Source organism: Corynebacterium ulcerans (genome assembly GCF_900187135.1).
Lineage (GTDB): Bacteria > Actinomycetota > Actinomycetes > Mycobacteriales > Mycobacteriaceae > Corynebacterium > Corynebacterium ulcerans.
Genome location: NZ_LT906443.1, coordinates 1412783 through 1433308, shown reverse-complemented (window position 1 = coordinate 1433308; position 20526 = coordinate 1412783). Strand labels below are relative to the sequence as shown.

Genomic DNA, 20526 nt, shown 5'->3' with positions numbered 1-20526 from the left:
GTCCGTGATCACAAACGTGATTGGAGAATGATGAAAGATCTCACTTACCGTCTCCCGCAGGTTCGCAAGGTGGCAGAGGCCCCCGGGCCACATAGTGCCGAACTAGATACACGCAGACAAAAGGCTGTCGCACGCGCGCTCAACCCGGGATTGCCCGGTTACGTTGTGGATGTCGACGGAGGCGTGCTTGTCGACGCCGACGGTAACTCGTGGATCGATTTCGCCTCCGGCATCGCCGTAACCACCGTCGGAGGTTCCAACCCGGCTGTCGCGGATGCAGTATCCGATGCAGTACGACGCTTCACTCACACCAGCTTCATGGTCTCCCCCTACGAGTCTTATGTGGCAGTTGCCGAGATGCTTGCAGAGCTCACCCCAGGAGATCACGCAAAAAAGTCCGTTCTTTTAAACTCTGGCGCGGAAGCTGTAGAAAACGCCATCAAGATTGCCCGCGCATATACCGGCAAACAAGCGGTGATCGTCTTTGATAATGCCTATCACGGGCGTACCAACCTTACGATGGCAATGACAGCAAAGAACAAACCCTACAAGACCGGGTTCGGACCCCTGGCAGGAGACGTATTCCGGGCGCCGATGTCTTACCCATTGCGCGACAACAAAAGCGGTGCCGAAGCCGCAGCAGATGCGATTCACATGATTGAGACGCAGATCGGTGCGGAAAATATTGCTTGTCTGGTGATCGAACCCATTCAAGGCGAGGGTGGCTTCATTGTCCCGGCTCAGGGCTTTTTGCTTGCTCTTTCCCAGTGGTGCACGGAAAATAACGTAGTTTTTGTCGCCGATGAGATTCAGGCCGGATTCTGCCGCACGGGTGAATGGTTTGCTTGCGATCATGAAGGCGTAGTCCCGGACCTGATCACCACGGCAAAAGGCATTGCGGGCGGGCTTCCCCTGTCTGCAGTCACTGGACGTGCGGAGATGATGGACGCTCCAGTAGTGGGCGGCCTGGGCGGGACCTATGGCGGAAACCCCATTGCCTGTGCGGCGTCGTTAGCGGCTGTTGCAGAGATGAAACGTTGGGATCTGTGCCAGCGGGCACGAGACATTGAGGACATCGTGCGTGAGGTGCTCGATCCTTTGGCAAAGGAGCTGGACACGGTCGCCGAGGTTCGCGGTCGCGGAGCAATGGTAGCCCTAGAGCTTGTCGACGCCCACGGAAAACCTAATCCTGATCTCACAGCGCGAGTAGCGGCGGCGTGTAAGAAGCAGGGGATATTGATCCTGACATGTGGAATTGACGGGAATGTGATCCGGTTGCTTCCACCCGTGGTTATAAGCGAAAGCTTGCTGCGTGAGGGCTTGGGAATTCTCCGTGACTCCCTATGTGAAGAGTCCGGGCGATAGGAGAAATGCCATGAACAGTGTCCTTTTGCCTGAAATTCCCACCGGGGTGCGTATCGGCACTCACGTTCAGGACCTGACGGAGACCTTTTCTGTTGTCGATCCCGCCACGGAGAAAGAACTCGCTCGTGTCAGTGATGCAGGATCGAAGGAATGGATGCATGCTCTTGATCTGGCTGATAAAGCGTTTGCTGAGTGGTCCGCGTGGTCTACAAGAAAACGATCACAGGTTCTCTACGAGATTTTTCATGCGATAGAGGAGCGTCGTGACGATTTTGCTCGGACAATGACCTTGGAGATGGGAAAGCCCTGTGCAGAAGCCCAAGGCGAAGTGAGCTATGGAAATGAGTACTTTCGGTGGTTTGCGGAGGAATCTGTGCGCGTGCAGGGTCGCTTCTCCCCTGGTCCTGGTGGCAACGGGCACATCCTGACAACGCACACGCCGGTAGGGCCCGTATTGGCTATTACGCCGTGGAATTTTCCCCTAGCGATGGCTACTCGCAAGATCGCTCCAGCTCTTGCTGCGGGGTGCCCGGTCATAGTGAAACCTGCTGCTGAGACTCCCCTGACGCTGCTTTTCCTCGGCGCGGTGATCTCCGAGGTATTAGAACGCCATGATGCTCCTGACGGGGTGTTTTCTGTTATCCCAACCACTCGTGCTGCTGCTTTATCGCAGGAACTTATGGCAGACGCGCGGCTGCGTAAAGTCACGTTTACGGGATCGACTCCCGTGGGGAAAACTCTGGTCCGGCAATCGGCAGACACCTTGCAAAGGACGTCGATGGAGTTGGGGGGAAATGCGCCTTTTGTGGTGTACAAAGATGCTGATCTCGATCTCGTTGTGAGCTGCGCGTTACAGGCAAAAATGCGCAACGGTGGAGAGGCCTGCATCGCGGCTAACCGCTTCTTGGTGCACGAGGATATTGCAGAAGAATTCACCCACAGGCTAGTCGCACTGATGGAAGGCTTTGTGCTTGGGCATGGTCTAGAGCAGTCGACCACGCTGGGACCAATGATCACTGAGCAGCAGCGTGACCGGATCGCTGAGTTGGTCGCCGATGCTGTCTCAGACGGGGCACACATTCAGTGCGGTGGCATGGTTCCCGATGGCCCTGGCTATTTTTATCCTGCGACTGTCCTGACCCAGGTGGATCCGGATTCGCGCATCATGCACGAGGAAATTTTTGGCCCAGTGGCCACGATAACGGTCTTCTCTGATCTTGCAGAGGCGATTTCTCTGGCTAATCAGACACAGTTTGGCCTGGCAGCTTATGGATTCAGTGAGAACGTCCATACTGCTCAAAGACTTGCCGCCGAGCTCAATGCCGGTATGGTTGGCATCAATCGGGGTGCTATTTCGGACCCCGCCGCTCCTTTCGGAGGAGTAAAAGAATCTGGTTTTGGCCGAGAAGGCGGAGTCGAAGGAATTTTTGAGTACTTAGATATCCGCTACGTGGCGTGGCAATAGCGAGAAAACAAGGAGTTGTATGCCCCTCAATAAGCAAGGCCTGACGTTATCGGCCCCCAGCACTGGGAAAGCTCGCACAAATCATGGCGGGCATCATCCAGAACACCATAATCACAGGATTACCCTGGCCCAGGGCATTGCATTGATTTTTGGTACAAATATCGGCGCGGGTATTTTGAGTATCCCCTATGCCTCCCGTGATGGTGGTTTTCTATCACTCGTCATCGCACTCATTATTGCGGGCACGTTGACCACCTTTTCTATGCTCTATGTGGCGGAGGTGGCACTGCGAACTCAAGAGGACTTCCAGCTTTCGGGTCTCGCAGAAAAGTATCTCGGTCAGGCCGGTCGATGGCTTGTGTTCGTGGCCATTATGGTGAACGGGATCGGGGCTCTGATTGCCTATGCCTCGGGGTCGGGGTCACTCCTGCATAACCTTCTTGGGGTCTCGCCGACTCTGGGAACAGTCATCTTTTTCATTGTGGGTGCAGCGGTGATGTGGATTGGGTTGCATGCTACAGGTATCGCGGAAGGTGCTATCACGACAGCGATGGCGCTGATCACCATCGTTTTGTGCGGATGGACGTTTATCGGTCCGGGTATCACCATCGCCAATGTGGTGGTGCTGAATCCTGCATTCATCATTCCCATTATGAATCTCGCGGTTTTCACGTTTCTCGCTCAATATGTGGTGCCGGAACTCGCTCGCGGATTACGCGATCATAATCCGAACGCCATACCGCACGCCGTTGTAGCCGGGATGGGAATCACAGGTTTTACCTTGGCGCTTGTCCCCTTCGCTGCGCTCGGTTTGCTGGGTACCGATGTCACGGAAGTGATCACCATTGCTTGGGGTGACTCCCTGGGCACTGTGGCTTTTTACCTGGCTAATATCTTTGCCTTGTGCGCCATGCTGACATCGTTTCTGGCGATTGGCTTTACGACGATGCGCAATGTCTTGAATATCTTCCACTGGAGGGAAACAGGTTGGCAGAGAATTGCGGCTTTGCTTCTTACCGTGATTCCGCCGCTTGTGATCTTCTTTGCCGGCTTTACAGGGTTTGTGGCTGCCTTGACATATGCAGGTGGCTTTGCTGGTGCAATCATGTCTATCATCCCGGTTTTGCTACTCCGAGCTGCTAGGAAAAACGGTAATCGTAACCCTGAATGGCAGGTTACGTGGCAGGCTTACCCGTTGATTCAGTTGGCCATTGTGGTGGTTTATTGTGCCGCGTTTGCCTATTCCTTGTGGTCTTTAGTGGGAATCTGACGGGATGAGGTCAAAATTTTTCCTTGGACAAAATTCCATAAAAAACTGCTTTGAGCTGCATGATTATGTCGATATAGTGTGATCCTCCAAGGAAATTTTTTCCTGCTAGTTATCTGTAGGGCTCAGGAAGAAAAATGATATATTTTTCCAACCTTCTGCCAGACTTCTTCCAGTAAAAATACAGTTTCCTATGGTTGGGCAAACGATTGTATTCAATAAATAGCTTATTCTGATTGTCTGCAATTCTCGTTTATATAGAAACCTATTATTTTTTGGCTTAGCTTTAGGGTCTCTCACAGGAAAACGCACAGGTTTTAAGGCTGTACGTAAGGCAAAACCTCTGGTTACAGTGTTGTCACTCGCAAAGAGTTCTTACACAACATGATTCTCCATGAGGGCCACGTGTAAAAGACTGGCCCTGAATTTTTACCAGAAAGGTTTTTATGAAAAAGCTCACCAGAATCGTACCTGCCGCTCTTGCACTAGGTATTGCATTCGGAGTCCCCGCCACCGCTATGGCAGCTGAGTTCACCGGTGCGCCCATCACCACTATCGCTACCCTTGACGATCAGGCTAGGGCACAAATCCGGCATGCTAAGCCAGACTTTCTAGGCGATGTTGGTCCTGCGGAAGATCGCCACATTTTTAGCTATGGCTATAAGTTCTACGGAACCCAGAAGTCTGCAGATGCAATTAATGCCTGGGTTAAAGGTTCCCCATTCTCCCCTACCGGAGAAACTGAGCTGGGAACGCAGACTCTGACACTTCCCTCAGGGCAAGTGGTCAAACCAGGACAGATTGTGGTTTATGTAGTTGCTAATGACGATTTCACCGTAGCTCGAAACGCGACCGTGAAATAAAATTTGAGAATATAAAAGGCTCACCGCCTCCCTGCCTGATATTTGTGTGGAATCTTCAGGAAAGGAGGCGGTGAGCTTGTTTTCCGGTTTCCGCCTGGTAAGGGCGGAGCTTATTAGCCCAGCAGACCTGCAGTGCGCAGGATTGCTGCGATGTCATCGCGGGACTCGGCGTCGTCGATAGGCGCGAGTGGTGCGGACATCAAGTTTGAAGAGAACACGCCCATGAGCTCAAGGGCGGTCTTGAACGAGCCGACGCCGGCAGCTGGTCCGACCTTGCCGCGTGGCTGGAAGACGATCTCAAAGAGTGCGGCGAGACGATCCTGTTCAGTGCGTACAGTCTCCCAATCGCCGGACTGAGCAGCCTTCCACATGCGGACGTAGCCAGCGGGATCGACGTTGCCCAGGCCGGGAACGCAACCGTCGGCACCAGCAATGAAAGAGCCATCAACGACTGCCTCGTGGCCAGTCAACAGGGTCAGCGGTGATCCGGCTGCCTTGTTGAGCATCACCAAGCGGCGGAAGGAAACATCGTCACCAGAGGAATCCTTGACACCTGCAAGAACGCCGTCCTTGCCGAGCTTGATCAGCATTTCTGAAGACAGCTTGGAATGCACGCAGACGGGGATGTCGTAGGCGATAATGGGGAGATCGGTGGCCTCGGCGATAGCGCGGAAGTGTGCTTCGATCTCGTTGGGACCACAGATGGCGTAGAAGGGGGCCGTGACGACCACAGCGTCCACGCCAGCTGTCTCTGCCTGGCGTACATGCTTGATTACACGGTTGGCCTGGGTATCAATGACACCGGCGTACACGGGTACGCGACCCTTAGCCAGCTTCACGATCTCGTTGATCACGATGCCGCGATCTTCATCGCTAAGGAATGCGACTTCGCCGGAGGAACCCAGTGCGAACAAGCCGTCAACACCAGCACCAATGAGGTGCTCAACAAGACGTGCTAGCGATTCCAGGTCAAGGCTGCGATCCGCATGCAGCGGCGTGAGAACTGGTGGGACGATACCGGAAACAATGGAAGACATGGTAAAACTCGATTCTTAAAACGTATTTAGAGGAGGGACGGCGTTGCTGCAAGTAGCGTCTTTGTGTATTCCTGCTGAGGCTGAGAGAAGAGAAGTTCGGTGGGTTGTTCCTCAATAATCTCGCCCTTGTACATCACGCACATGCGGTCGGAGACATAACGCACGGTGTTGATATCGTGCGAAATGAACACGAGGCCGAGTCCCAATTCATTGCGTAGGTCGGTGAGTAGGTTGAGAACCTGTGCGCGCACCGAGACGTCAAGTGCAGAAGTAGGCTCATCAGCGATGATCACATCCGGTTCCAACGCAAGCGCACGGGCAATAGCCACGCGTTGGCGCTGTCCACCAGAGATCTGACGGGGCAGAACATCAAGAGCGGATTGTGGGAGGCCCACGAGGCTCAGGAGAACGCGGACGCGCTTGAGTCGGCCGGCTTCGTCGTCGATCTTATGCACGCGCATGGGATCGAGGAGCTGGTCTTTGACCGTCATACGGGGATTCAGCGCAGTGGCTGGATCCTGGAAAACGACGGAGATGGCACGACCCAACTCTTTGCGCTGGTGACCGCGTCCTGTCATTTTCTCCCCACGGAAGTAAACCTCGCCGCTGGTGGGCTTCTGCAGACCGACCATGACTCGGGCTAGCGTGGATTTACCACAGCCGGACTCACCAACGATGCCAACAACCTGGCCACGATCAACGTGGAAGTTGATGTCCTTGTTTGCGTGAAGGGTTTCGGGGCGGAAGAGCTTTCCTGTGCGTGTTTTGTGGATCACGTTGACGTCGCGAAGCTCAATGATGGGAGCATCGCTGTCGCGACCCGTGAGATTGTTGCGCTGCTGCATCTGGGGATTACTCATCGGATTTCACCTTCCAAACCTTCAATATCGAGGTTGCTGCTAGCGATTGCTTCCTCGCGGCGCAGTGCAAGTAATGCGTCTGTGGCGGCGAAGCAGTGGGTCTCTGAACCATCAACAAGTCGGAGAAGTGGACGTTGATCCAAACCAATGGTTGGGTGACTGGACCGTGGCGCAAAGCGGTCGCCGATAACAAATTCGCGGGGGCTTGGCACGGTTCCCGGTACCTGGTAGAGACGATCCGCGCCAGCCTCGATGGACAGCACCGCACCCAGGAGGCCCCGGGTGTACTCGTGCTGAGGATTGGAAAGAAGCTCGCGGGTATTGCCTTGCTCGACGACCTGACCTGCGTACATAACTGTGATCTTGTGGGCTAGCTTGGCCACCAAGGCGAGGTCGTGGCTGACAAAGACCATGGAGAAGCCGAGCTTTTCGCGCAGGTCGTTGAGCAAATCGACGACCTGGTGCTGCACGGTCACGTCGAGAGCCGTTGTTGGCTCGTCGGCGATAAGCAGGCGCGGGTTGCGTGTAAGAGCCATGGCGATGAGCACACGTTGGCGCTGACCACCGGAAAGCTCATGCGGATAAGACTTGAGGGTACGAACCGGATCAAGACCAACGAGCTCCATCAGCTCTTCTGCAGTGCGCTTTCCGCCACGGCGGATCAGCTGCTGCAGCTGCGTGCGAATCAACATCGACGGGTTCAAAGAGCTCAGGGCGTCTTGATAGATCATGGCCATGTCATGTCCGCGGAGGGCATTGTGCTCTTCTGGCTTGAGATCGAGAAGATTCTTGCCATCAAAGAGGATTTCACCAGTGATCTTGGCGGTGGGAGGAAGCAGACCCATGATGGCCATAGAGACCAGGGACTTGCCACAGCCGGACTCGCCCACGAGTCCCATCGTCTGACCCGGTGACACAGTGAAGTTCACTTTATCCACAATGCTCACGTCGCCGTGCGCTGCAGGGAAGGCAATGGAGAGATCCTTGACCTCAATCAGTGGTGCCTCGCCGCGGGTATAAACCAGCCGGCGATCTTCGCTCATTTCCGCATCTCGGAGAGCCGCGAGAGAAGTATTGAGCGAGTGAGCTGCTTCCTTTTCTGTGGACTGGCCGAGGGTATTGCGGGTATCGATGCTGGGGTCGTTGTCGGAGACCTTCGCGGTGAGCTTGATACGCGGGGACGCCATGGCGTCGGTAAGGCCTTCGGAGAGAATGTTCAGCGCAAGCACCGTCACAAGGATCATGAGGCCAGGGAAGAATGTAGGCCACCAGGAACCGGTAAGGAGGAGCTGCTTACCATCAGCGAGGATGTTGCCCCATGATGGTGAAGGCGGCTTCACACCAGCGTTAATAAAGGACAAGGAAGCCTCGAACACGATGGCGTCTGCAACCAGCACTGTGGCAAAAACGGCAATCGGGGCGATCGTGTTGCGAGCAACATGCTTGATCAAGATGTGAGGGATCTGAGCACCCATAACCTTGGCTGCAGAGACATAATCCTCGCCGAATTCGCTGAGCACATTAGCTCGCACGATACGGGAAAGCTGTGGAACATAGAGGAATCCGATAGCAAAGACCAAGACCGGGATGGACGTGCCAAAGACGGCAACGAACACAGCTGCAAGAGCGATGCCGGGGAAGGACATGATGATGTCCAAGATGCGCATCAGAACTTCAGAGACAACCTTGCCAGCAGTCGCTGCTATAGAGCCAATGACCGCAGCCACGACGAGCGCTGCGCCAGTGGCACACAGACCGATAATCAGAGATGCGCGGGCACCGTAGGCCACGCGGGCGAAGATGTCACGACCGATGGCATCGGTACCAAACCAGTGTTCACTGCTTGGCGGCTGAACTGGAGTGGAAGAAGCCAACGGATCATATGCAGTGATGAGTGGTGCAAAGATGGCCATGAGCGCGACCAACGTAAGGAACGTCAGCGCTACCTTGGAAGTAACAGGCAAAGAACGAATTCCGGCGAACCGCTGTCCTGCGCGATTTTCGAGTTTTTCAGTCAGGTTGCGTCGCATTAGATGCTCCTGATGCGTGGGTTGACGAGCACATAAAGCATGTCAACGATGATGTTGATGATGATGAACGTGATAGCGACGGTGAGGGTAACACCCTGAACGAGGTAAACATCGTTGCGGGTAACGCCGTCGAGGATGAGCTGACCCATAGCCTGGATGTTGAAGATGATCTCGATGATCACCGCACCACCCATGAGGTAACCAACGCGGAGGCCCAGAACCGTGATAGGGGTAATGAGCGCATTACGGAGAACATTGCGCGAGATGACTTCAGCCTTAGGGATACCGGAGCCGATGGCAGTACGCACATAATCCTTGTCGAGCTCCTCCACCATAGCGGTGCGCACCACGCGAGTAAGCGAGCCGGCAACGGGGACAGCCAAGGCCACAGCTGGGAGGAACAGATTATTAAAGTAGACGCCGGGATCCTCAGTGAACTTTACCCATGAGGTGATCAACGCGGGGAAGAATCCCCAGGCGCCAGGGATCGTTCCCAACCACTGGATGAGCAGGATAGCCAGCCAGAAAGACGGGGTGGCCAGTGCTGCGATAGAGACAATGCGGATGAGCTGATCGGGCCACTTGTCGCGATAAAGGGCTGCGATGACGCCAAAGACGAGAGAGAATACGGCAGCGATAATCAAACCTAAGAAGGTGAGCTGCAGCGTAATCGGGAATGCCTTTGCGACGACGTCTGTAACGGGGGCGCTACCAGTCGTGGTACCAAGATCACCGTGGAGCATGTCCATAAGGAAGTGGTAGTACCGCACCAACAGGGGGTCATTGAGGCCGTGGGACTCACGGTATTCTTCAAGTGCTTCCAAAGAAGCTGTCTCTCCTAGCGCCAGACGAGCGGGGTCGGCAGGGCTGAAGGACATGATGAAGAACACCAAGAAGGTCACGCCAAGGATCATGATGGGCAGCGCGATCAAACGCCGACCGATCAGTCGTAGCAGGTTAGACATAGTAAATGTCCTGACTTTCGTGCGATGTACGTGTACAAAGGCTCAACCGGGTAGGAGGGAGCCTCATCTTTACAGGGGGTGGCGCGGGAAAGGTAGGTGCTCGGAGAGAGTCTTTATAGGTAGCGCCGTTGTTCTTTGCGGCCGATAGTGGCCTAAGGGTGGGTCACATAAGATCTCAGCCCGTGGGATTCGAGTATGAGGCCTTGCGTGTTGTGCCCTGTGAGCAGTGGGCTCAACATGAGGAATGCTATGTAGTTATTGTGCGCCTAATGAGATGTTGAGCAGAGCGTACAAGGTACGGCTGCCGTCAAATGTATTAGGCAACGTGGGAGTTCTCCCCTCCCAACCAGCGCGCTTTCTATAGGGAAATCTATGGATTGAGTGCAGCTGGCTGGGACAGGAAGAAGGTGCTTTTACTTGGTGGAACCAACGCCGACAAAGTTCAGGCCAGTCAGAGAGATTGGCTTGAAATCGACGAGTGAGGAAGCATCCCATGCGGTTGGCACCTTGCGGTGGAACAGCGGGTAGAGCGGGACGTTCTCAGAAATGAGGTCGAGGGCTTCGTTCCACTTGTTTTTCTGCTCAGTGGCATTTGTGGACTTGAGACCTGCGTCGAGGATTTCCTGCAGCTTGGTGTACTCAGGAGTTCCCTTCCAGTGCATGCGAGACTCAGTCCATGTGTCTCCGGCGTACCACCAGCGCATGAGCAAGTCGGGATCGAGGCCGAAGACGCTGGGGTCGCCAGGGGCGATGACCACATCGTATGCTTCTGGCTTGCCGTCGATGGTGTTGTAAACATCGGAGGACTTCTTCTCGGTGAAGTCAACCTTGATGCCGATTGCAGAGAGCGATTCTTGGATCAGCGGGGTGCACTTCTTTACCCAGTCGTGGTCGGTGCACAGCATGCGTAGTTCTTTGAGCCCGGTCTCAGCGAAGAGCTTCTTTGCCTTCTCTGCGTCATAAGCGTACTGAACTTTGGCCTCGTGATACTGCGGGTGCTCCTTGTGTAGGAACGAGGTGACCGGACTTGCTTGACCCAAGAGAGCGGTCTCGATGATCTGGTTAATATTCACGCCATAGAGGAATGCTTGGCGGTTCTTTACATCGCTGAAAGGATTCGACTTATCGTTGTTGAACATTGCAAACAACAAACCAAAGCCCTGAACAGATTCCACGGAGGAGCTAGACTTCAGCTGCTCAATGGAGAGGTAAGGGATGGAGTCGATAGCCTGAACTGTCTTGGACTGGATGGCATTGGTACGGGTGGACGCATCCGGGATGATCTGCCAGACCATGTTCTTAGCAAGTGCTGGCTTTGGACCGTTGTAGTCCTCGAAGCGCTCGAACTTGATGGTCTTGGAGGTGCCGCCGTTGTCGGTCATCTTGTAGGCGCCGGACCCGATGGGGTTAGCAGCGAACTTGTCCAGGTTTGCTTGGACTGCGGCCTTGGGGACGATCTTGACTACTGCGAGACGGCTAGCAAAGACACCGGTCTCCTCGCTAAGGGTGAAGGTAACAGTCTTGTCGTCTTTCTTTGTAACCTTCTCGATGAAAGGAATAAAGGATGCGTACAGGCTCTTATTTGCTTTATCGAGGACACGTTCGAAGGAGAAGACAACGTCGTCGGCGGTGACGGGGGTTCCGTCGTGGAACTTTGCGCCGTCGCGAAGCATAACGTCGATCGACTTACCTTCGCTCTTAGGTAGTTCCTTTGCCAATGCTGCGTAGGGTTCGCCATTGGTTGGGTTGAGCTCTGTGAGGCCCTCCATGGTGTGCCAGTTTGCTGCAACGGTGAGTGCTGCAGTGGTGGACATAGGGTCGTAGCCATTGGTTCCGAGCTCGTAAGAGATGGCTGCCGTGATGGTGCCATCCTTGTTCAGCGAACCGGCACTCGCGCCTGTTGAGGGGCTCGAGGTGTCATTCCCCTTAGGAGCACAAGCGGAGAGGGTGGCTGCAAAACCAGCCGCTGCGCCGAAAGCGGAAGTGATCTTAAAGAAATCACGGCGAGTGTACTTTTTTTCTGAAGCATTGCTCATGGGTTATTCCTTTCCCCAAGTGTGCGTACAAGATGTCTTGCTGCGGCGACCAGCTTGGATAGGTGGCAATTGCCGTGTTGCGGGTCATTCCAAAGAATACATCAGACGTCTGACGTCCGCTAGGTTTTGTGTTAGGATTTCAACAGAAGTTGCCAAACAGCACTGTGATCATGCCTGTTTCTCCCCCGTTGTATACCCCATGTGTGGGAGGATGCGGATCCTCTGCTGCTAGGAAAACCGCAGCACACAGAAACCAGCACTCAAATATTCTCTCACGCTGAATAACTGCAGATACGAGCTATTTTTGGTAGTCAAGAGGCGTGTTTATCGGCCTATCAGTACGTTCGGTTGGTCGCAGACGAACAGGAGAAAAGATGAATTCACACGTGAGTCCGGCGGTGGGAAAGAGCCCTACCGCGGCGGCAATTGAAGATTACATTCGTGATAATAATCTCTCTCCGGGGGACCTCCTCCCCTCGGAAGCGGCGCTTTGTGAACGCCTGTCAGTATCACGTTCTTCCGTCCGCGAGGCTATGCGAACGCTCGCTTCTCTTGATGTTGTTGAGATCCGTCATGGGCACGGAACTTTTGTAGGGAATATGTCGCTGGCCCCTCTGATTAATGGAATGGTGCTACGGCTGACCTTGAACGAGGAACTTGCCTTGGAAAACCTCTCGTATGTTGTAGACATGCGCATCGCACTGGACCTTGCCAATGCCGATGAACTGGTCAATTCCTACAAGGGACAGTCCACTGAGGTATTAGACCGGATCGTGGAAGCAATGCGGGAAAAGTATTTGCGCCAGGAGTCTTTTGTGGAAGAAGACTGGCAGTTCCACAAGGTGATTTCTGAAAAACTCTCCAACCCTTTGATGCGGGAAATGTCGATGGCTCTCTGGGAGATACACACCAAAGTGGTTCCAGTCCTTGGCCTCGGTGATCCGGAGGACATGGAAGACACCGTGGAGGCGCACTCGAAAATGATTCAAGCGCTTCATAGCGGTGACGCAGACGGTTATTGCGCTCTGATCTGTGAACATTACGGTCCATTGCTCCGTGTGATTAGGAAGAAAAGGGAGCAGCAAGATCTCGCTCGACGTGGTAACGCCACCGGTTCCGACGACGCTCATAAGGAACAAGCATCATGATTGACAAAAGCGGTGAAACGCAAGCGGCCGTGCGTATCGGCGTGGACATCGGCGGGACCAAGATAGCGGCTGGCATTGTTGCAGATTCGGACCCCACTACCGTTATTGAGTACCGCCGCCGACCTACCCCTACAACAAACGTGATAGACGAGGTCGCAGGCATTATTCAAGAGCTTATCGACGCCTCCCCCGTCGCAGTGTCCACCATAGGGATCGGTGCGCCAGGGGTCATTGATCCCATAGCGGGTGAGGTGGTGTCCTCGGGACCGACCATGCAGGGTTGGGCGGGGACTAAGATCGCAGATACTTTGAGGGGACAATTCCCGCTTCCCATTGCGGTGCATAACGACGTCCGCGTTATGGGGTTGGGTGAATCCGTCTACGGTGCTGGTCACGACTTTGACAACGTTTTGTTTGTCAGCTTGGGTACTGGTGTCGGAGGGGCGCTCGTGCGTGATGGCGAGCTTGTTGCCTCGCCGCATTTTACCGCCGGAGAGCTGCGCTGCCTGTGGGGTCGGCTCCCGGATGGTTCCGCAGCCCTATTAGAGTCTTTTGCTTCCGGACCTGGACTTGCATCCTGTTATAACGCACATGCGGAGAACCCAGCTGTAGACCTCCACGAGATCATGTCTCGGTACCATGCCGGCGAGGAATACGCACGGGATGTGATTGAGGAACACCTCTTTGCCTGCGGGGTTGCGATAGGCGGGTTTATCAGCGCCATTGATGTGGATGCGGTGATCGTTGGCGGCGGCGTGGGCACTATTGGCGATGCCATCATCAATCCCTTTGCCCGTGGGGTCAGAGACGGCGCTATTCCGCCGATCAATGAGGTGCCGGTTATCCAGGCGCAATTAGGTACTCATGCTCCCATCGTGGGCGCCGCATACCTGGGTAAGACCCAGGGCTGAATCAACAAAATATCTACATAAGTAAGGAATTTTTCATGATGGACCTTAAGAGCTTCATCCAACAGGTCAACAACAAACTTATCGTTTCTGCTCAGGCGCCTACCGGTCACCCACTACGGGACACCCGTACGATGGCGTTTCTTGCTAAAGCTGCTGAGCAAGGAGGTTCTGCAGCGATACGCTGTGGTGGTTACGGTGGACTCGAAGATATCCGGGCGATTGTGGATACTGTGTCCGTTCCCGTTATTGGCCTCACCAAAGAAGGTGATACGGGCGTCTATATCACTCCATCGGTGAAGTCTGCGGAAGATGTGATTAAAGCGGGCGCGACGGTTGCAGCTATCGACGCCACCTTCCGACCACGTCAAGACGGATCTACCTTTGCTGATCAAGTGGCTGCAGTTCATGCGTTGGGTGGACTGGCGATGGCGGACATTGCGACTGCTGAGGAAGCAGTGGCAGCTCATGAAGCAGGCGCTGACATTATCTCTACAACGTTGGCCGGATATACGGAGCATCGCGAGAAAACGGAAGGGCCAGATCTGGAGCTGATTCGGGAAATCCGTGCGAAGTTAGGTCCAGACGTATTCCTCATCGGCGAAGGCCGATTCCACTCCCCCGAGCATGTGAAGCAGGGACGGAAAGCTGGAGCCGACGCCTTGATTGTAGGCACCGCGATCACCGATACTGCGTGGATCACTACGCAGTTTGCCGCGGCAGCTCAGTAGGAGCAAGAACTCATGACCGCATCCATCATAGGAACCGTAGTCACGGCTGACGGCGTGCTAGAAGGGCATCGCATCGACTATGACGCAACGGGAGTAATCACCGCGATTGTCCCAGCGCCGGATGGAAAGCTAGACGACGAGCTGATCATCCTTCCGGGGCTCGCCGACATTCACAACCACGGAGGAGCTGGAGAATCATTTCCTACCTCAGGAATCGAGGGTTGCGTGACGGCTGCTCGGCATCACCGTGCACATGGGTCTACCACGCTGCTCGCATCCACCGTCTCCATGAGAGAGGAGGTGTTGTTACCGCAGCTGAGTCTGCTTTCTGAGCTGGCTAGCGATGGAGAGATAACAGGTATCCATGCGGAGGGACCGTTTGTTAATAGTTGTCGCTGTGGTGCGCAAGATCCCGCCGCGATTATTGGGGGTGACCCAGAACTATTTGCAAAGATGATCAAAGCCTCACGCGGTTTCTTACGCTCGATGACCTTTGCGCCGGAAACCCCTCATGCGCGGAAGCTCGTTGATATGTGCGCGGAACACAACGTGGTCGTGTCGCTGGGGCATACAGATGCCGACTTTGAGCTCACCATGGACATGATCCGCTATGCCGAACAACGTGGGGCTGTAGTTACTGCAACGCATCTGTTCAATGCCATGCCGCCTATTCATCACCGCGCGCCGGGACCTGCGGCCGCATTTATTAGTGCTGCTGCGCGTTCCTTGGCTCATGTTGAGCTGATTGCGGACGGGGTGCACCTGAATGACCATACCGTGAGCATGGTTCTGGATTCTGTGGGGTCGGAGAATGTCACCTTTGTCTCCGATGCGATGGGTGCCGCAGGTAAAGCGGATGGAGACTACATTCTCGGAGCACTCGCTGTCACGGTTATTGATGGCGTCGCGCGCTTAAGCACGGAGGATGGCTCGCAGGGCGCTATCGCGGGAGGAACGTCACGAGTAATCGATCAGGTACGGCGACAAGTAGCCGCGGGCCATAGCGTGGTTGATGTGGTTCGGGCTTCTACCAGCGGACATCGCCTTTTGGGGCTCAATGATCGCGGTGATATTGCCGTGGGTAAGAAAGCAAACTTTGTTGTGTGCCGCAACGACTTTGATGTGGTTGCGGTTTATGAAAACGGGCAAAAGCTCGACTTTTAGGAGACAGTAACCATGGAAATCGTCATTACTCCCACCCACAAAGAAGCGGCAATTATCGCTGCGGACATTTTTGAGGGATATATCAGGCAGGGAAAGACCCTAGGACTGGCTACTGGTTCAACGCCGGGCAGCACCTATGCTGAGCTGGCGCGCAGGCACCGGGAGGAAGGATTATCCTTTGCTCAATGCCAGGCATTCCTTTTGGATGAGTATGTGGGTTTGCCTCGCGACCACGAGCAGACGTATTACCAGACTATTCGTCGGGAGATCACGTCTCATGTGGATATCGACGATGCTGCCGTTCATAGCCCCGATGGCACAGCGGAAAACCCAAGTGCTGCCGCTGATGCTTACGATCAGTCGATACGCGATGCAGGCGGTGTAGATGTCCAGGTGCTGGGTATCGGAACCGACGGTCACATTGCGTTCAATGAGCCGACATCATCTTTGGTAAGCCGTACCCGCATTAAGACCTTGCACCCGGACACCGTACGAGACAATTCACGGTTCTTTGATAACGATGAATCTCAAGTGCCGCATCATGTGATGACTCAGGGTATCGGCACAATCTGTGAAGCTGGACATCTTGTCATGTTGGCCTTTGGTGAGAACAAGGCCGACGCAGTCAAGGCGATGGTGGAGGGACCCGTCAGTGCAATGGTCCCTGCTTCGGCCCTGCAAATGCATAAGCATGTAACCGTGCTTTTGGATGAAGCAGCTGCTAGCAAGCTCGAAAACACTGAGTACTACAACTATGCATTGGCCAATAAGCCAGAATGGCAGAAGTTTTAAGCCGTATCTGCTTGGCTGAGTTGGTTTAGTTGGCTTAGTTGGCGCGAGAACCTAGAACCGTTTTCTTCGTTTATCTGTAGAAGCCGCCTCTATATAAGGAGGCGGTAACGGCGGGCATGGAGGAAGTGCGGCAGTAGTGAGGACGGGTACGTCGGCACGCTTAGGTTATGTGAGATGTAGGGGCGGGCAGTGGGGTTGTTGTGTTGTCAATTATTGGTGTTTTACAAGGGGTGGAATGAGATGGCTTCACGTGCGGAGCTGTCTTGTGAGGGGCAGCGAGAGCTGATGTTTCAGGTGATCTCTCCCTCTTATGGGGAGGATGTTGACGTAGAAAATGATTCTCATTAGCTTAAAGGGTGTTGTTTTCAATAACTTAACAAAGGATCCCCCGTGCCTAGAAGAATATCGGCAGCCTGCCTGGGCTTTTTAGCCGTCGGTGGGCTTATCGCTTCAAGCGTCATCCCCGTTCCCTCCGCGAACGCAGACTCGAACGATTCCCTCACCGTTCGTACCCAAGTGCATGTTGATTCACCGCATGCGGTGTGGCAAGACAACAATTTTTCTCTGGTCTCAAAGAGCAGCGGAATGATTCCGATAGAGAAAACAATCAACTGGGTCAGTAAAGGAAAAGTTGATCGCGGACTCTATGCATGGAATGTTCCAGATGACGAGCGCCTAAAATTCTTAGGGGAAGAAGGCCAGCTCATGTACTACGGGGGTCCCGCGCACGGCTCCCCTTCTGACGGCATGCCCATTTGGGCGGGCTTTGGAGCCTCGATCGAGCTTCCTACTGAGAAGTTCCGTGATGAGTCCTTCAACCTGGACATCGTAGATTTTAATGGCCCAGGCAAGATGGAACTCTTCATGTACAGCGGCGAGGATGTTCCAGTTCAACGCTTATGGTCCTCGCATGATGCTGGGTACCGTTCCACATGGGTAGAAAAAGGAACGCATACGCACAATGCCACCACTTTTACCCGGCCTGGTAGATATGAGATTAGCTACCGAGCTTCTGCACGGGGAACAGATGGAGAATTTATAGCCTCTGAACCGCAGAAACTTATTTGGCAGGTGGGCGGCTCAAATCCGGCTGATGCGCAGTTGGGGGATGTAAAAGAAGCCTATGAGGCTTCGGGCTCTGCGAACGACGATGCGTCGGAGAGCTTCAAGCCCGAGTTCACCATGTCTCCCGATACCGGTAAATCCGGTGGAACAGATAAAGACCTGTTAACCAAGCTGGACTTTACAACTGGAAACACCAAAGACTCCGGACATGCCGTTTTCTATATCGACGGCTACTACTTGGCCGAGGTTCCCGTGAAAGAGGGCAAGGCTACGTGGTCGGAGATGATCGGCGGGCTGAAATCCAAGTTCCAAGTTGTTTATATCCCAGGTGAAGGTTCTCAGAGTCCTGCGTGGGTATCCGAAGAGCTCGAGCATGCGACCGGTGAAGAATCACACTCAACGGAAGAAAAAGGCGAGTTCCCCGAGCCTCAGAAAGACGAGGAGCTTGAGAAGTTCGATCTAGAGGACATCACACCGACAAGCCTGGATGTTGCAGTCTCAACGAGCGAGCTTCACAAAGACACTGTAAGCATGGACCTCACGGTAGAGCCTCAAGATGACACCCTGACTGTCAATGCGGTGGGTGGATACTATGAGAAGGAGTCTGGGAAAGAATTCACGAGCGTACCTAAGGATCGCGCCGCTGAATGTCCCATCACGTTTACTAGCGCTCCCGGTAATCGAACCAGTTGGCAGGATGTTGATGGATGTGAGGGCGATAACTACCAGCTGCTATTAGATATTGTCCCAAGCTCGCGCACTGAAGCTCCAGGCAAAGCAACTCTCATCGATTCCTACAAGGGGAAGTATCGGCCGCTCGAGGAGACTACCGTTAAGTTTGGTAGTGGAAAAACCACGGAGGATTCTGAGGATTCGGCGGAAGATGAAGACCTCGATGAGAACGATGAAAGTTCTGAAGAGCCAAAGACGGAGCAGCCGTCTAAGCCGAACCCCAAGAAGCCTGAAAATGATGAAGAGTCTGAGGCTTCATCGGGAACTCTGAGCGAGAAAAAGGTCGAAATTTCCAAAGGACACGTGGATATTTCACCCAAGGAGATCGACGGCACCTTGGCCGTGGTGGTTAAAGACGAAAGCGGTCAGCACAGTTCCAAAGCCATTCTGCGCGATCCTAATTCGGTGACGTTTGTGGTGCCGCAATCGGCAAAAACTGCGCTGAAAGAAGACATAAAAGACATCGCCAAGAAGGGCGAGCGGGTGTATGTTTTGCCGGAGGTTCAAAAAACCGGTCTTGTATGGCCGGGCTTTAGCACCGAGGAGATCTACGCTGAGACTGAGGGCGATTACGAGTTCACGATAACACCGAAGTCCACGCCTCAAGGCGGAAAATGGGTCGCATACAGCGGCGATGCTCACTCGTCCGAGAACCGGATCGGAGACTACACAGGGAAGCGTGCGTACAAGGCGGAGGGGTCAACTCATCGTCACCTCAACTGGGTGTTTACCAAGCCAGGTAAGTACACGATGGACGTGGTGGTCAAAGACGATTGGGACGAGGTGAGCAAGCCGGTAACTCTCACCTTTGACGTGCGCGATTCTAACGCCTCTGCTGGCAACACCCCAGGGTCTGAGGCTCAGAAACCGGGTAAGCCGGATAGGGGTACGACCGGTGACTCGAACACCACCTCCCCCAAGCAAGATTCCTCGGCGCGTCCTACCTCTAAGCCCGTCGCTAAGAAAGACCGAAGCGATGGACGTCGTGAGCTTGTCGACGGCCACCTAGACTTCGGCCCGGCGTTTGTTGACGGAAAACTGGGCTTCTACATTGGCGACGATGTAAAGCGGGAACACGACGCCACCTCTGATGGTGGGCATAACCTTGACCATCCGGATAAGGTTGCGCTGATTGTCGGAGAAAATCGCCGATTTACCATCGGTGAAAAGGGTAACCGTGGCATCCCTGAGAACGATGACACCGCATTCCTAGGAAAGAAGGGCGACCACGTTTATTACTTGCCCAACACTCAAGATCACAACGCGGTGTGGCCGGGCTTTGACACCAACAAGGTGCGCAATGCGTTCCCCAAGGGAATGAACATTGAGATTGAGCCAGAGTCGATGCCAGACGGTGCACAGTGGTGGGCTGGGCATCTTCCGAGCCTGTCCAATGATCTGATTAAGCTTGCGGATTCTAGTGGCAAAGCAGTGATTGATCGTGAAGAACCATTCCATGAGCATGCTGACTGGTTCTTTACCAAGCCTGGCACGTACAAAATCAAGATGCGTGCAGTGTCCAATGGGTCGGGCACCTCTACGCAAGCCATGACTTCTGATGGCAAGGCAATCAACATTGGCTTGGTTGCAAGCGGAGAAACTGCGACTAACTGGGAGACGATTGTCTTTGAGGTAGGCGGTGAAGGGGCCATTCGGGCTACGTCCGGCAGTAGCTCCACAGGCGCACAGGGCACTTCCTCATCGTCTAAAGGAACCCAGGGTTCTAAAACAGCTGCTCTAGCCAAAAACGACAACGCTCCTAAAAAGGGTGTAAAGAGCTTGCTGGCAAACACGGGTGCTTCTCCTGAGATAGCACTTGCATTGGCGATGCTTTTTGTCGGCGTAGGATTCGCGGCGATTGGCTACCGCCGGATGAAAGGCGCAGAAGAACTCTAAAATATGAGTTGGTGGGGGTGCTCAGGTGTTTTGTCACGAGTAGTTTGATCTTTGAAAACGAAAAACCTGACGTACTTCAAAAATATGACTAGAAGGCCGGTGAGTTTTCACTCATCGGCCTTTGCGCTTGGTCGCAGAGCCTATATGAGATCCAAACGGCAGCCCCGGGCATGCGCTTTCCTGTTCGCCAGTACGTATAACT

At 54.1% G+C, this 20526-nt stretch carries 15 protein-coding genes; 10 read left to right on the top strand and 5 right to left on the bottom strand.

All coding sequences use genetic code 11. The annotated features are described in order from the left end of the window. Nucleotides 1-30: 30 nt before the first annotated feature. The 4 genes from gabT (at nt 31) to CKV68_RS06345 (ending at nt 4960) form a co-directional block, all read left to right on the top strand. Nucleotides 31-1365 carry a 4-aminobutyrate--2-oxoglutarate transaminase gene (gene gabT / locus CKV68_RS06360; protein WP_014836978.1) on the top strand — a complete coding sequence of 445 codons (1335 nt, stop codon included), beginning with the start codon at nt 31-33 and terminating at the stop codon, nt 1363-1365. 10 nt (nt 1366-1375) lie between these two features. After that, a complete protein-coding gene (locus CKV68_RS06355) occupies nt 1376-2830 on the top strand; it encodes an NAD-dependent succinate-semialdehyde dehydrogenase (RefSeq protein ID WP_095075826.1) in 1455 nt (484 codons plus the stop codon). Between the two features lie 19 nt (nt 2831-2849). Continuing rightward, the gene (locus CKV68_RS06350) at nt 2850-4100 is read left to right on the top strand and encodes an aromatic amino acid transport family protein (RefSeq protein WP_095075825.1); all 1251 of its coding nucleotides are present in this window, start codon (nt 2850-2852) and stop codon (nt 4098-4100) included. Nucleotides 4101-4543: 443 nt separating this feature from the next. After that, on the top strand, nt 4544-4960 hold the full coding sequence (locus CKV68_RS06345; protein WP_013912643.1) for a hypothetical protein: 417 nt from the start codon (nt 4544-4546) through the stop codon (nt 4958-4960). Between the two features lie 113 nt (nt 4961-5073). Here the strand turns inward: CKV68_RS06345 and CKV68_RS06340 are convergent, their stop codons facing one another. The 5 genes from CKV68_RS06340 to CKV68_RS06320 all read right to left on the bottom strand — a co-directional run bounded on the left by CKV68_RS06340 (nt 5074) and on the right by CKV68_RS06320 (nt 11888). Beyond that, the gene (locus CKV68_RS06340; RefSeq protein ID WP_095075824.1) at nt 5074-5997 is read right to left on the bottom strand and encodes a dihydrodipicolinate synthase family protein; all 924 of its coding nucleotides are present in this window, start codon (nt 5995-5997) and stop codon (nt 5074-5076) included. A 26-nt stretch (nt 5998-6023) separates the two neighbouring features. After that, nucleotides 6024-6857: an ABC transporter ATP-binding protein gene (locus CKV68_RS06335; RefSeq protein WP_013912641.1), complete on the bottom strand. Its 834-nt coding sequence runs from the start codon at nt 6855-6857 to the stop codon at nt 6024-6026. After that, nucleotides 6854-8887, bottom strand: a complete 2034-nt coding sequence (locus CKV68_RS06330; protein ID WP_013912640.1) for a dipeptide/oligopeptide/nickel ABC transporter permease/ATP-binding protein — start codon at nt 8885-8887, stop codon at nt 6854-6856. The genes CKV68_RS06335 and CKV68_RS06330 overlap by 4 nt, the downstream gene beginning before the upstream one ends. After that, entirely contained in the window at nt 8887-9852 is a 966-nt protein-coding gene (locus CKV68_RS06325) for an ABC transporter permease (RefSeq protein ID WP_013912639.1), read from the bottom strand. The genes CKV68_RS06330 and CKV68_RS06325 overlap by 1 nt, the downstream gene beginning before the upstream one ends. Before the next feature lie 413 nt (nt 9853-10265). Continuing rightward, complete coding sequence (locus tag CKV68_RS06320) at nt 10266-11888, bottom strand: ABC transporter substrate-binding protein (protein WP_013912638.1); 1623 nt, start codon at nt 11886-11888, stop codon at nt 10266-10268. Between the two features lie 374 nt (nt 11889-12262). Here CKV68_RS06320 and CKV68_RS06315 point away from each other — a divergent pair, with 374 nt between their 5' ends. From CKV68_RS06315 to CKV68_RS06290, 6 genes are all read left to right on the top strand, one after another. Beyond that, the gene (locus CKV68_RS06315) at nt 12263-13036 is read left to right on the top strand and encodes a FadR/GntR family transcriptional regulator (protein WP_013912637.1); all 774 of its coding nucleotides are present in this window, start codon (nt 12263-12265) and stop codon (nt 13034-13036) included. Then, on the top strand, nt 13033-13947 hold the full coding sequence (locus CKV68_RS06310; RefSeq protein ID WP_038622627.1) for an ROK family protein: 915 nt from the start codon (nt 13033-13035) through the stop codon (nt 13945-13947). Before CKV68_RS06315 ends, CKV68_RS06310 begins: the two co-directional genes overlap by 4 nt. A 38-nt stretch (nt 13948-13985) precedes the next feature. Beyond that, nucleotides 13986-14675, top strand: coding sequence for an N-acetylmannosamine-6-phosphate 2-epimerase (locus tag CKV68_RS06305; RefSeq protein ID WP_031269787.1), 690 nt, complete (start codon nt 13986-13988; stop codon nt 14673-14675). Nucleotides 14676-14687: 12 nt separating this feature from the next. Next, complete coding sequence (locus tag CKV68_RS06300) at nt 14688-15839, top strand: amidohydrolase family protein (protein ID WP_013912634.1); 1152 nt, start codon at nt 14688-14690, stop codon at nt 15837-15839. Nucleotides 15840-15851: 12 nt separating this feature from the next. Beyond that, nucleotides 15852-16631, top strand: coding sequence for a glucosamine-6-phosphate deaminase (gene nagB, locus CKV68_RS06295; protein ID WP_095075823.1), 780 nt, complete (start codon nt 15852-15854; stop codon nt 16629-16631). Nucleotides 16632-17021: 390 nt separating this feature from the next. Next, complete coding sequence (locus CKV68_RS06290) at nt 17022-20324, top strand: choice-of-anchor M domain-containing protein (RefSeq protein WP_095075822.1); 3303 nt, start codon at nt 17022-17024, stop codon at nt 20322-20324. Nucleotides 20325-20526: the final 202 nt, after the last annotated feature.